We start from the raw sequence: 14,269 nt of genomic DNA, 5'->3' as shown, positions 1-14,269 counted from the left end.
CGTCAGCTATCTGCTGCACGAGTTCCTGTAGGTATTTCTCAACTTCTGGGGTTAATATCTTCCGTCTGTATTTCACCGACCAAACCATATGGTAGTTAATATTACACACACAAGTCCTATAATGTATAAGATTTTCTTTCATACATATATGTATATCATATCGAAATGTAATGCGCAACCATTATTCGAACGTATTTTCGTTTTTATTGTATGCCGGTTACGGCATTACTATCAAAGGATGAGAATTATTATACTATTTGCATTGTGCAGATATGCACACTACTGCGCTTTCATCTCGGTAATTGAATTGCCGAGGATTCCCGCTTATTGTCCTAAGAACTTCCGCACGCATTCCAGAAACCGTTCTCCATATTTTTCAAACTTATACGCACCCACGCCGGACACCTCCAGCATCTCCGCTTTCGTGACCGGTTTTAAAATACACATATGCGTCAGCGTCTTATCAGAAAATACGATATACGGCGGCACTTTTTCCTCGGATGCGATCTCGCGGCGCAGCGCGCGGAGTGCCTCGAAGAGCGTCTCTTCCTTCTCCGTAAATTCGGCTGCCCCGGCTGGAAGCTTCGCGCCCCGGCGGCTCTTTTTGCTGCTTCCAGCTGCCTGTTTCTCCCGCTCCTTCGCCATCTTCATCTCGATTGGCTCCGGTGCTTTCAGGAAAGCAGCACCTTTTTCCGTCAATTTGACAATCGAATACTCATCCGCCGTGACAAACAGATACTCCTCCACCTGGAGGAAGTTAAACATCTGGCGCAGATGCACGACGCTCTCCTTCGCCAGCTCCCCATAATGCGGATTCTCATCCATCCGGTAATTGCGGATCTTAACCGTATTCGCCCCGTGCACCGTGTCGAGAATCACCGTTGTTCCATAGCGCTGTCCGCACGACTGCACACAGCCTAAGAGACTCTCTGCCGCCGCCTGAATGTCGATCGTGTCAAATTGCGTCATACAATTCGAACAGTTTCCGCAGTAATTACTTCCATATTCGCCGAAATACCGCAGGATATAATCACGCAGGCACTCATTCGTAAAACAATAAAATGTCATCTTTTTCAGGCGTTCCCGGTCACGTTCCAGCACCACCTGCCGCGTATAGTCGTCAAGCTCCTGATTGTCCTGGTTCCGCTCAATAAAGAGCTGGTTCGTCACCACATCCCGCCCGCTATAATACAGGATACACTCCGCCGGTTCGCCGTCACGCCCGGCACGTCCTGCCTCCTGATAGTAGGCTTCCAGGTTCTTCGGCATCCCGCAGTGCAGGACAAACCGTACATCCGACCGGTCGATTCCCATGCCGAACGCATTGGTCGCCACCATCACCGGAACCCGGTCATAGATAAAATCATCCTGATTCTTCTGCCGCTCCGCATCAGAAAGTCCCGCATGGTAACGCGTCACTGAAAATCCATCCCGGATTAACTTCTCACAGATTTCCTCGACATTCCTGCGGGTCAGACAGTAAATAATCCCTCCCTGTCCCGGGTGCGCCTCCAGATATGCCCGGATTGCCGCATAGCGGTTCTTCGGCGTCTCCACTGCAAAATACAAGTTTTTCCGATCAAATCCCGTCGTCAGCATCACCGGGTTCTGTAACTGCAAAATGTCGATGATATCATCCCGGACCTCCTTGGTCGCGGTCGCCGTAAAAGCACTGACCACCGGACGCCTCGGCAGCTTCTCGATAAAATCAACAATCTTCAAATAACTCGGTCTGAAATCCTGTCCCCACTGGGAAATGCAATGCGCCTCGTCGATCGCGAGCATCGCAATATCCACGTGCATCGCAAAATCAAGAAATGTCTCCGTCATCAGACGCTCCGGCGCCACATAAATGATTGGATAACGCCCCTCGCGCGCATACCCAAGCGCCTTATAATACTGTGCCGTCGTCAGCGAACTGTTCAGATACGCCGCGTGGACGCCCGCCTGATTGAGTGCCGTGACTTGATCCTTCATCAGAGAAATCAGCGGTGACACCACCAGCGTGATTCCCGGAAGAATCAATGCCGGAACCTGATAACACAGTGATTTTCCGCTGCCCGTCGGCATGATTCCCAGCACATCACGTCCATCAAGAATCCCATCAATCAGTATTTCCTGTCCTTCGCGGAAGCTGTCATATCCGAAATACCGCTTGAGAACTTCATATTTTTCCGATTTCTCATAATTCATATATCTTTATCCAACACCCTTTCATTCTAGTTCTATCTCAACTATCCACAATCTTGAGCATTTCCAGTCTCAGACATCCACCAGGTCAATCTTTCCTGAAACTTCTCTCCACAGGATGTTTCTCTGAACTCCACACATCCACACAAATTTCACTCTTTATACATATATATCAAACACCAAACCATTGCTTCCTTACAAAAGTCCCAGCTCTTCCATCGCCCGGTAAATCCCATCTTCCTCCACGGTCTTCGCCGTAAACGTCGCATACGGCTCCAGCCCGGCATCGTGTTTTCCCATGACAACCGCATTCGGCACATACTGGAACATCGACAGATCGTTCATGCTGTCTCCAAAGACCCACGCGTCCTCCAGCGCGATCCCATATTGCTTCAAAATCCACTCGATCGCACTCGCCTTAGAATGCCCCATCGGCACACACTCATAGAAGCCGCCGCCCCGGTCAATCACCTCAAAATCCCGAAGTGTCTCAAAAAATCCCGCCGGATCACTGTCTGCTCCGACTGCCACGCAAAATTTACTGATCGAAAAGGACGGATCCGACCAGTTCTTCGCCGAAACCGAGCCGCTCTGGTCGAGAATCGAGCGGATCGCCCGCATCGTTTCGGTCTGCACCCCATCTGGCCGGAAAAAGCAGGCGTCCACGCCCTCCATCACTGTATCCATCCGGAACCGCAGAATATCCTCTTTCAGTTTCTCCGCCCGTTCCGGCGAAATTCTCTGGTCATAGAGTGTCTTTCCATCCACGGAAATATAGGTACCACAGCCACAGAGCAGCCCGTTTACCGGCGCTTCCTCCCGGATTTTGGACGTCTGGCACCAGGTCCGCCCCGTATTAATAAATGTCAAATTTCCCTTTTCCATTGTTTTTTTTAAGGCAAGCACCGCGCTTTGCGGTACCTGCCTTAATTTTTCACTAAACAATGTTCCATCAATATCAAAAAACAATGCTTTTTTATTTATCTTCATTTCTGAATACGATCTCCCCGGTCTCTGCATTCATGCTGTCTACGATCGCCAGTGACTCAACGCGGATGCCCTTATCACGGATGCGTTTGCCGCCGTCCTGAAAACCTTTTTCAATGACAATGCCCGCACCAACTAATTCTGCTCCCGAATCCTGAATCAAAGTGGTCAGACCGTCTAATGCCTTGCCCTTTGCCAGAAAATCATCGATAACCAGAACCTTATCGCCTTTTCCAAGGAACTCCTTGGACACAATAATATCATATACAGTGCCATGGGTAAACGATTCAACCTTCGTTGTATACACTTCTCCGGCAATATTTTTCGTCTTTGTTTTCTTGGCAAATACAACCGGAACATCAAAATATTCGGCTACGATACAGGCAATACCAATACCCGACGCTCGATCGTCAGGATCTTGTTGATCTCCTCACCCTCAAAACGGCGTTTAAACTCCTTGCCGATCTCCTGGAACAGATGAATATCCATCTGGTGATTCAGGAAACGATCCACTTTCAATACATTTCCTGCTCTTACGATTCCATCTTTACGGATTCTGTCGTATAAAATCTGCATATGTCTATCCCCTTATCTGTATTTTTATGAGACGCTTTCTACTCCGCCTCGTCCTCGGCTGCTTCTGTATTCAGCGCCGCATTGTTCTCCTCAGTGCTTACGGTGATCTTGGCATTTTTTACCAGAAAATCAAGTGTCTTCTGCATTAGTGCCGTATCGTCCACCATCTTCTGATCGATGTTATCGTTCTGAAGCATCGTCTCCAGGCTCTCGTAGCCGTAGCGTTTCGCCAGTGCTTCCTTGTCCGAATCGTCGATCGTGATATTTTCCTGCTTCGCAATCTCATTTAAAACGAGGGACTGTTTCGCCATTTCCTTGGCTTCCTGGCGGATCTCCTGCTTGAAGCTGTCCTCGTCGCTTCCAATCATGCCCGCATAGGTCGCCAGATCGACGCCGTAGGAGGAAAGCATGTTAGTGTATGCCTTTAACTGTGTATCATATGCCTCGTCGATCGATGCAGTCGAGCATACAACTTCTGAATTGTCCACAACCGCATTCAGAATATCCGTATCTCTCTGATTGTCAATCGAGAGCTGTTTCTGCTCTAAGAGGTTCTCACGGGTGGATTCACGGTATTTCTCCACGGTTCCATCATCCGGTGATACGGAAGCAACAAACTCATCCGTCAGTTCCGGAACGGAGCGCTCCTTGACCGCATTGACCGTTACCTCAAATACAACCGCCTTACCTGCCAGATCCGGGTTGTTCGGATACGGATCCGGGAAGGTCAGGTTTAAGTCTTTCTGATCGCCCTTCACAGCGCCGACCAGCCCATCCTCGAATCCATCGATAAAGCTGCCGGATCCCAGTGTCAGGTCATAGCCCTCGGCGGTACCGCCCTCAAATGCCTCACCGTCTAAAAGTCCCTTATAGTCAATGTTGACTGATCGCCCGTCTGGGCTGCCCGGTCTACCTCGCGGTATTCGGCTTTTGAATTCAACACCTGCTGAATCTGGTTTGCTACTTCCTCGTCCGTCACGGATGCCTCGGTCACGGTCACAGCGATGCCTTTGTACTCGCCCAGCTTCACGCTGCTCTCTGCGACATACTCCTCTGTCTCTGCAGCCGTGCTCTCTGCTGCGGTCGTCTCAGTCCCTGTCTTTTTTCCGCATCCAGATGCCGCTGCTGCTACCACAACCGCCAGACAGATGCCTGCTATTTTCCATTTCTTCATTTAGTCGTCCTCTATCTCTCAATTTCCTGCCTGCGCCATCCGGCACCTGGCTTTCAAACGCACATATGATATATCTGCACGTATGTCTTACCAATCATCATACCACAAACCAGCCTGTCGCAAAAGTGATTTTTCAATATTTTATATTTTCAGCAACTCTTTTTTCATAGTTCATCACTTTTCCCAATTTAAGGAAACCGGATATGAATTATTTGATAAAAAAATTCCGCCAGGAAAAAACGTTTTGTCTTTTCTGACGGAATTTTCTGGCTATTTTTTAGCTGCAAAATGCTGCAAATGCCAGATATGTGTTATAGATATCCAGTTTCGATGCCAGCTCAAATGGGGCATGCATGGATAAAATCGGAACTCCCATATCCACAACGTCTACATCCATGCCAGCCACAAACAGGGCAACCGTGCCGCCGCCGCCGACGTCTACTGCGCCCAGCTCGCCGATCTGCCAGTATACGCCTGCCTCATCCATGATCTGGATCACTTTCGCCATCGTCTCCGCGCTCGCGTCGTTGCTGCCGGATTTGCCACGCGCACCCGTATATTTCGTCAAAACGACACCCTTATTCAGATAGCAGGAGTTTTTTTCTTCAAATACGCTCGCAAACGTCGGGTCATACGCCGCATTGACATCCGCCGACAGGCACAGAGAATGCTTCAGCACTTTGCGGACATCCACATTTCCTGCCTTGCACAGTCCCTCGATATAATGCAGGGTAAAATCGGAATTTAAGCCGGTATTTCCAACGGAACCGATCTCCTCTTTATCTGCCAGAATCGTAACCGTCGTATATTCCGGGGACTTGGCTTTCATCTCTGCGGTCAGTGCCGTGTACGCGCACACCTTGTCATCCTGTCCGTAAGCGCCGACCAGGCTGCGGTCCAGACCGACATCCGTTGCTTTTACTGCCGGCACAAACTCGATCTCTGCACGCAGGAAATCCTTCTCCGTCATGCCGAAACGCTCATTTAAGATCGACAGCGCCAGCAGCTTGACCGGCTCCTTGATCGAGTCTTCTTCCTCGCACGGATACGGCAGGGAGCCAACGATGATATTTAATTCCTCGCCCTTGATGCCGTCCTTCAGTTTCCGCTCATTCTGTTGTGCGGCAAGATGCGGAAGCAGATCGGTCACGCAGAAGACCGGATCACCCTCTTTTTCGCCGATGCAAATATCCATCGATGTGCCGTCCTTTAAAATCACAACACCGTGCATCGCCAGCGGGATCGTCGCCCACTGGTATTTGCGGATACCGCCGTAATAATGGGTCTTGAAATAGGCCGCCTCTGCCTTCTCATACAGCGGGTTCGGTTTCAGATCCAGGCGCGGGGAATCGATGTGAGCCACGTTAATGCGGACGCCGTCCTCCAGCGGACGTTTTCCGAACGTGCTCATCAGAAGCGCTTTCTTGCGGTTGATCTGGTATACCTTGTCGCCCGGCTGATAGATTTTTCCTTCTTCGAACTCCTCATAACCAGCCTCTTTCAGGCGGAGCACCGCTTCGCGCACAAATTCGCGCTCGGTCTTTGCCGCATTTAAAAACTCCTTATATCCCTCGCAATACGCAAATGCCTTTTCCTCCTGCTCCGGGGCTTTCTTTCCAATATTAGGAAATTCCCAGATCAGTTTTTCTCTCTGTTCTTTCGCTACTGACATATCCTTCCTCCTTTTGCAAATCATTTCTTTTTCACTATCGTATCACTATCCAGCAGAATCGTAAATGGTCCATCGTTTAAAAGCTCGACCTTCATATCTGCCCCGAAAATACCGTGCTCGACCTTCCGCACCTGTCCGGCGCAGCGCGCCAGCGCGTGTTCGTAGAGATGGTTCGCCAGTTCTGGATTTCCCGCACCCGTAAAGCCCGGGCGGTTTCCGTGGCTGCAGTCCGCGTACAAAGTAAACTGGCTGATCAGCAGGATCTCGCCATCCACATCCGCCAGCGAACAGTTCGTCTTGCCGTTCTCATCCTCAAAAATACGCAGCTTGCACATTTTATCCACCATTTTGTCGGTGATTTCCTCCGTGTCGGTGTCGCTGACGCCCATCAGCACCATATATCCACGGCCGATCGAGCCGATCAGCTCGCCGTCTACCTTTACACTCGCGTGTTTGACTCTCTGTAGTACAAATCTCATGTTTTTCTCCTGATTTTTATTTTTCCTGTAATCTTTCTTTACCGCAGCAGCGCCCTCAGCCGCGCCAGCAGATTCTCCGCATTTTCCTCGCCCAGAATGACCTCCCGCGCCAGGATCGGCCGGTCGGTGATGATGTTATCGACGCCGATCATCTTCATTCGCTCCAGTTCACTCTTTTTATTGACCGTCCAGACATGAACCTCCTTACCACAGGCATGGACGCGCTCGACCAGCTTCCGGTTCGCTGAACTGGAGATCAGGCTGATAAAATCGATCGCATCATCCTCGTAATAGCTTCCATATGCTGCCGACAGGATATAGCCCGTATAAATATCCGAATCCGCCGCCTTCACCCGCTTTAAATAAGAAAGACTCGTCGATGTCACGACGCACTGTTCCACGAAATCATTCTCCCGGATACAGTCCACGACCTTTTCCGGCAGATCGCTCGACGCGCCGGCATATTTGATCTCGATGTTCAGCATCATCCGTCCCCTGACATATTCGATAACGTCCTCCAGCTTCGGAATCCGCGTCCCGCTGTACTGCTCCGAATACCAGCCACCGGCATCTACCTGCTGCAGCTCATCCCAGGAAAGCGATCGGATCGTCCGCCGCGTCCCGTCGATCCGCTCCAGAGTGCTGTCATGGAACAATACCAGCACACCATCCCGCGTCTCCTGCACATCCAGCTCTGCAAAATCCGCCATCTGATCGACCGCTGCCTCCATCGCAGGCATCGTGTTCTCCGGTGCGCTCGTCGATGCGCCCCGATGCGCTGTGAGCTGCACTTCCCTCAGCTGATCCGCCGCCAGCACATTGCCCCGGTAAAAAGCGTCGTACATTGCTCCGGCGCTCAATGCCGTCAGAAGTGCCAGCGCCGCCATCCGGTTGCGGCGGCTCATCCACGGAAGACCCGCATGTTCGCCAGCTTCAAACTTCCAGCGCTCTTTGTTCTGACGTTTCCGGTCCAGCTGCACATATAACACCGTCAATGCGCCATAATTGACCGACATCAGCGCGATGCTCATGAGCGGCATCAAAACCATCTCGATCCGGTCGCGCGCCTCTAAAACCAGAATCAATTCCAGACGCCGGTCCGCAAACCAGACAGCAAACACCGCCACAATCACAACCGCAATCAGATAGAGCACCACCGTTACCGCCGTAACTGCCAGATTGCACAAAACAAGCGTCCCAACTACCTGTACCCGATTACCGCGCAGCAGCTCCCTGCTTCGCAGAAATCCGCCCCGAAATGACCGCTGCTCCAGCATACAGCCAAAACAGATAAAAATCGTCGGAAGTGAAATCACAACCGCGCCAACAATCACGCCAACCAGTAAAAGCCGCCCCCAGTTCTCCGCCAGAAGCGCCGGAAGGATAAATTTGACCGCCTTCACATGACATAACATCCGGTAAATCAAAAATGAATGAAGCACCAGGCCGTGAACCGCCAGCACCAGAAACAACCTCAGATTCCGCTTTCGGATCTCTGATACCGTCAGACGGATGCCTGCCGCAAACATCGAAAAAGCGCTCATTTTCCGCGAGAGTGCCGCCGCCTGATATGCCGCCAGAAGTCCCGCCGCCTCGATGGAAACTCCCACCAGTAGGATCGCTGCCATCAAAACCAGAATCGCGATCGTAACCGGCCGCAGCAGGTAGGAAACCAGATTGCTGACCGTCACATAACTGTAGCCAGACGCGCGCACCGACAGCCGGAACAGCGCCGCCACTGCCTGCAAAAGAAGCGGCAGCGTAAGCAAACGGAAAGCCAGCTCAAACAGCAGAATATTCCCCCCATTTACCTGAACAATCTGCTTTGTCTCACCCATCCGCCTGCGTATCTTCATTTTCTTCGTCTCTTACTCTCCGGCTTCTTTCCGGTTCCCGGACGCAGATTCCCCGCTCCGTTTCCCGTCTTTCGGCTCCTGCTCGTTCCCCGCGGGCACATCCTCCCGCTCTGCTTTCTTCATTTCCTCCGCCACTTTCGCAGCTTCCTTCTCCTTCGCCTGTTCCTCCGCAATCTTCGTGATCGCCTGATTCAGGGAAAACATCTTATTATCCAGCATATCCGCCATATCCGCGCAGGCTTTCAGCTCCTGCTCCAGATAATCCGGCGCATTTCCTTCAAATTTATAATAAATCTTGTGTTCCAGACTTGCCCAGAAATCCATCGCAATCGTCCGTATCTGGATCTCCACCTTCGTATCCACCGGGCCATCGCTTAGATAAATCGGGATCGTCACAACCATATGGTAACTCTTGTATCCGTTCGGCTTCGGATTCTTGATATAATCCTTCACCACCAGCACCGTCACATCTGACTGACGCGCGATCATCTCCGCGATCCGGTAAATATCCGGGCTGAACGAGCAGATAATACGGATGCCCGCAATATCGCTCAGATGCTCAATCATGTTCGGGATCGTCACCTCATATCCACCACGTTTAAGCTTCTTGACAATACTCTCCGGCGTTTTCAGGCGCGATTTGATGTGCTCGATCGGATTGTAATTATATAAATGAATAAACTCGTTATTTAAAATTTCAATTTTCGTGTTAATCGCTTTCAGGGCAGAATTGTACAGAAACATGACTGTCGTCCACTGGTCAAGCTGATTATACGTCTCAGGGATATTCAATTTTCCCTCTCCTTTACTGCTATTTAGTCAAATTTAAAGCCCTTTAACAGCTCGGCAAACCCGGTTGTCGCCTCGCCTGATTCATGATAATTAAATACTTCCTCTTCCGGCGCTTCGTCCGGCTCTACCTCTTTCATGCTGAGGCTTAGTTTGCCATTTGCGGTAGACAGGATTTTCACCGTCACTTTCTGTCCCACCTTTACGACTGCACCCGGATTCTCCACGCGCTTTTTACTCATCTGGGAAACGTGTACCAGTCCGCTTAAGCCATTTTCCAGCAGAACAAACGCGCCGTATGGCTTGATTGTCTCGACCGTTCCTTCCATGATCGCGCCGGTCTCACAGCGCGCAATCCGGCTCTTCTTCTCCGCATCCTGTTTTTCTCTCGCCAACTCTCTGCCGGACAGGACGAGACGTTTCTTCTCCTCATCCGCCTCAATCACCAGCACCGGAATCTTCTTTCCATTCCAGCTGTCCAGATCCTCGACATACGCTGCATCCAGTCTCGACGCCGGTATAAAGCCGCGCACGCCTTCCACCATCGCAACCGCACCGCCGTTTACGACCTCGGAAATAGTAACCTCAAGCGGTGTGCGCTCATCGAGCAGCTGACGGAAATGTTCCCACGTCATCCTGTCATTCGCCTCCTTGCGGGATAAAACGACATTGCCCTCGCCGTCGTCGGTCTGAATTACCGTTGCCGTGAGCAGGTCGCCCGGCTGAATCTCTTCTTTCATATTAAAATCCGGATCATTGCTCAGATTCTCACGGTCAATCACGCCCTGAGCAAAATATTTCAAATCCACCAGCACCTGGTCGTCCGTCACTGCAACAACCGTGCCAGTCACAATATCGCCCTCATGCAGACGCTTGAAAGACGCCTCCAGCTCCTCGGCATAGTCCTCCATTGTCTCTACCAACTCTTTATTCTCATCCATCCTGGTATTTCTCCTTTCCGTTCCTTCTACACTCTTTTGGGTGGCAAAACTCTATTGACTATTTAACCATATTCCACCCGATATTTCCAGAGTGAATTTGTGAAAATTATCTTAAAATCGATTCGCTACCGCCCGATTCACAGCCTCTGGTTTGCAAACATCCCACCGGAAACAAAAAACATACCTTGCTGAAACCGCCCGAAGTTTCCTATGCCACAAAAGACCGCACATGCCTGCGCCTGTGCGGTCTACGTTTACACACACTTCACATCACAGTTTACACGTTATGTAAACTGCAATGCAAATTCATTCATCCAACACCCGTCTCCGCATCTTTCTCCAATCCATGGTTCTTCTGCCAGAATGTCACACCGCCAACCAACACAAGTCCCAGAAGATCCGTCCATGCGCCCGGATCCATCATGCACAGACCGCCCACGATCAAAACCAGCCGCTCTACAACGGACAGCCATCCAAACAGAAAACCGTTAAGCGCCGCCGCAATCCCGAAGATACCGAGCAGCGAGGTGATGCAGATCTGCACAACCTGCAGTGCATTCGTGTCGATGAATACCATCGCCGGGTTAAATGCCAGAATATACGGCACGATAAAAGCGGCAACCGCCAGCCGCGTCGCATTGAGCGCCGTTTTCATCGGAGGCGCTTTCGCGATCGCGGAACCCGCATAAGCTGCCAATGCCACCGGCGGTGTGATATCCGCCACGATTCCGAAATAGAAAACAAAGAAATGCGCGCAGACCAGATTGATCCCGATCTCCGGTGCAATCAGAATCGGCGCACAGGTCGCCGCCATAATACAGTAATTTGCCGTCGTCGGAACGCCCATGCCAAGCACGATACAGCATAACATCGTCAGGAACAGCGCGATCAGCGGTTTTCCCTGGGAAACTGCCACAATTGCCGTGATCAGCTTCGATGCCAGACCGGTCGATGTGATACATCCAGCCACCAGCCCCGCCATCGCACAGGCAACCGCCACTGTGATCGTGCCGCGTCCGCCTGCCTCCAGCGCATCCACAATCTTTTTCAGCGTGATCCGGTTATTCCGGTTCAGAGCACCGACCGCAATCGCGGCAAAGATCGCTACCGACGCAGAAAACTGCATCGTAAATGTATTTGTCGATACCAGCACCACCAGCACAATCAATGGTGCCAGCAGATAGATCTGTTTCATCAGCACCCGCATCTGCGGCAGTTCCTCCCGCGGAATTCCACGAAGTCCCAGTTTCTGTGCCTCCAGATGCACTGCGATATAAATACCCGCAAAATACAGCACTGCCGGAAGAATCGCTTTCAGCGCCACCGTCGCATACGGCACGCCCATATATTCTGCCATCAGGAATGCTGCCGCGCCCATGATTGGCGGCATGATCTGCCCGCCGGTCGAAGCAGCCGCCTCCACTGCTCCGGCAAATTCCGGGCGGTAACCACATTTTTTCATCATCGGGATCGTGACCGAACCCGTTGTGACAGTATTTCCAACCGAAGATCCCGATACCATCCCGCAGAGCGCCGAGGAGATAACCGCCACCTTCGCCGGACCGCCCGCCGAGGAACCGCAGAGACAGTTCGCCAGGTCGATAAAAAAATTCGAGATCCCCGTCCGTTCCAGAAACGCCCCGAAAATGATAAAGACCACAATATATTTTGCACAGACATTGATCGGCGTATTCATAACTCCGCTCGTCGTGTAAAATAAATCATAAATAACCTTTCCAAAACGCACCGTCGCAAATGTATATACAAGCAGTGCACCGACCACACAGAGAATCGGGATTCCCACACAACGCCTGCAAAGTTCCATCAGCGAGAGCACCGCCAGAATCGCCATCAGCACCATAACCGGATTCTTCGTGACCCGCGTCGCCAGCTTAATGATCGCATGCGCGTTCGCCGCAAAATAGAAAAATGGAACCGCCCCCACTGCCATCAGAACCCAGTCGTACCACGGCATATGGTTGATGCGTCCGTCTCCCTTCTGAATCGGATAATGCAGATACCCGAGAATCAGAATCATTCCCAGAAACATCGACAACCGGATTTCCGGCAAGGCGGTACTGAAAAGCGTCACATAAATGCTGTAAACGGAAAATAATACCGACAGCCACCGGATGATCGATGCTGGTTTCCCCTGCCAGACGCGCGTGTTGGACTCGCGGTCATATTTTTTCATGACTAACTCAACATCCGCAGCTGTCCCTGTGTCCGAATCGCCCTTTTTCAGGCTTTCACGTTCCAGGTATTTTAGATCTGGTGCCCTGTTTTTCTTTTCCTTCCATTCACCCATTCGTATAACCCCCTTTCATACTTCATTTCTGGGTTTCCCCCTTATTTCACCGGCACCTCCATCCCTTTCTCTGCGAAATAATCCGCTGCTCCCGGATGATACGGAACCGCTGTGACCGAAGTGGCAAATTCAAGGTTCAGCTCCGCTCCCTTCGCATGCGCCGCCTTGATGGAATCCATATTTTCAAAGACGCCATAGCAGAAGTTATAGATATCCTCTGCCGGAACGTCATCGCGCGCCACTACTACCGCACCGACAGCCACCGTCCTGATATCCTCATCCGTTCCATACGCGGACGCTGGGATCGTGTTTTTGCTGTAATATGGCGATTCTTTAATCAGCTGATCCATATGCTCATCGTCCAGGCTGACGAGATACACATCCTTCGTCGCTGCCAGGGAGGTGATTGCGGTCGTCGGTGCACCCGCTACGACAAATGCCGCATCAATCTTGCCATCCTGCAACGCCTCTGCGCTGTCCCCAAAGGATTGATACGTCGGATTTATATCTTTTTCGATATCCAATCCATATGCTCCCAGCACATCCACCGCATTATAATAGACGCCTGACCCCGCCGCGCCGACCGAAACATTTTTGCCTTCCAGATCGGCTACCGACTGAATCGACGGATCCAGCGTAACAATCTGCACCTGCTCCATATAGAGCGCCGCCACGGTCGAGAAATCAGCAACTTTTCCATATTCTTCAAAGAGATTCGTACCATTGTAGGCATATGCCATGACATCCGACTGCACAAATCCCAAATCCGCATCATGTGCATCCAGCGCCTCGATATTTGCCTGCGAACCGCCCGATGTGATCGCCGTCACCGAAGTGCTGGTCGATTCCCCTATCTTTCCTGCAAGCACGCCGCCAAATCCATAATATGTACCCTGATCGCCTCCCGTCGTGAAAATGAGGCTGGTTCCGCCATCCTTTCCGCCCTTTTTCGTGTCTGTCACCTGCGCAGCGCCAGCCCCACTCTGACTTTCTTCCTGTCCGCCTGCTGTGTTACCGGCAGTATTCCTCCCGGCTTCATTTTTACCTCCCGCAGATGTCTCTGCCGATACTCCTGTCGTTCCGGTACTGCCGCATCCCGTCAGCGCCAGCCCTGCCGCCATCGCCATGGAAATTGCTACTGCCATGTGTCCCTGCATTCTCGTTTTTTTCGTCGTTTTTTTCGTCTTTTTTGTTCTTCTCATTCTCTCATTCTCCTCCCTGCTTGAACATTTACGTCTTAGATAGACTGTCAAAAATTACCATTACTATTTTATGTGTGGGAGGGAAGAATTATTCC

At 51.2% G+C, this 14,269-nt stretch carries 11 protein-coding genes and 1 pseudogene; all 12 read right to left on the bottom strand.

Annotated features, from left to right (window positions below; all coding sequences use genetic code 11):
* Positions 1-324 precede the first annotated feature (324 nt).
* Entirely contained in the window at positions 325-2,193 is a 1,869-nt protein-coding gene (gene recQ / locus DWZ16_RS14190; RefSeq protein ID WP_118523082.1) for a DNA helicase RecQ, read from the bottom strand.
* A gap of 192 nt (positions 2,194-2,385) precedes the next feature.
* On the bottom strand, positions 2,386-3,180 hold the full coding sequence (locus DWZ16_RS14185) for an HAD-IIB family hydrolase (RefSeq protein ID WP_227589748.1): 795 nt from the start codon (positions 3,178-3,180) through the stop codon (positions 2,386-2,388).
* A pseudogene (locus tag DWZ16_RS14180) lies at positions 3,167-3,753 on the bottom strand (xanthine phosphoribosyltransferase). The gene DWZ16_RS14185 and the pseudogene DWZ16_RS14180 overlap by 14 nt, the downstream one beginning before the upstream one ends.
* Before the next feature lie 38 nt (positions 3,754-3,791).
* Positions 3,792-4,631, bottom strand: coding sequence for a trigger factor (gene tig / locus DWZ16_RS14175; RefSeq protein ID WP_243022045.1), 840 nt, complete (start codon positions 4,629-4,631; stop codon positions 3,792-3,794).
* On the bottom strand, positions 4,610-4,927 hold the full coding sequence (locus DWZ16_RS16330) for a trigger factor (protein ID WP_243022043.1): 318 nt from the start codon (positions 4,925-4,927) through the stop codon (positions 4,610-4,612). Before DWZ16_RS16330 ends, tig begins: the two co-directional genes overlap by 22 nt.
* A gap of 277 nt (positions 4,928-5,204) precedes the next feature.
* The gene (locus DWZ16_RS14170) at positions 5,205-6,599 is read right to left on the bottom strand and encodes an aminopeptidase (RefSeq protein ID WP_118523081.1); all 1,395 of its coding nucleotides are present in this window, start codon (positions 6,597-6,599) and stop codon (positions 5,205-5,207) included.
* Positions 6,600-6,619: 20 nt separating this feature from the next.
* Positions 6,620-7,078: a D-aminoacyl-tRNA deacylase gene (gene dtd, locus DWZ16_RS14165; RefSeq protein WP_022359969.1), complete on the bottom strand. Its 459-nt coding sequence runs from the start codon at positions 7,076-7,078 to the stop codon at positions 6,620-6,622.
* 38 nt (positions 7,079-7,116) lie between these two features.
* A complete protein-coding gene (locus tag DWZ16_RS14160; protein ID WP_107000637.1) occupies positions 7,117-8,934 on the bottom strand; it encodes a glycerophosphodiester phosphodiesterase family protein in 1,818 nt (605 codons plus the stop codon).
* A gap of 12 nt (positions 8,935-8,946) precedes the next feature.
* The gene (locus tag DWZ16_RS14155; RefSeq protein ID WP_333563181.1) at positions 8,947-9,678 is read right to left on the bottom strand and encodes a GTP pyrophosphokinase family protein; all 732 of its coding nucleotides are present in this window, start codon (positions 9,676-9,678) and stop codon (positions 8,947-8,949) included.
* 71 nt (positions 9,679-9,749) lie between these two features.
* Positions 9,750-10,664 carry a S1 RNA-binding domain-containing protein gene (locus tag DWZ16_RS14150; protein ID WP_107000639.1) on the bottom strand — a complete coding sequence of 305 codons (915 nt, stop codon included), beginning with the start codon at positions 10,662-10,664 and terminating at the stop codon, positions 9,750-9,752.
* A gap of 310 nt (positions 10,665-10,974) precedes the next feature.
* On the bottom strand, positions 10,975-12,972 hold the full coding sequence (locus DWZ16_RS14145; protein ID WP_182426688.1) for a TRAP transporter permease: 1,998 nt from the start codon (positions 12,970-12,972) through the stop codon (positions 10,975-10,977).
* 41 nt (positions 12,973-13,013) lie between these two features.
* Positions 13,014-14,174, bottom strand: a complete 1,161-nt coding sequence (locus tag DWZ16_RS14140) for a TAXI family TRAP transporter solute-binding subunit (RefSeq protein WP_243022042.1) — start codon at positions 14,172-14,174, stop codon at positions 13,014-13,016.
* Positions 14,175-14,269 lie beyond the last annotated feature (95 nt).

The sequence above is a fragment of the Clostridium sp. AF29-8BH genome, assembly GCF_003478145.1.
Lineage (GTDB): Bacteria > Bacillota > Clostridia > Lachnospirales > Lachnospiraceae > Otoolea > Otoolea fessa.
The sequence above is the reverse complement of the archived record's forward strand: the minus strand, read 5'-3'. Positions and strand labels throughout refer to the sequence as shown.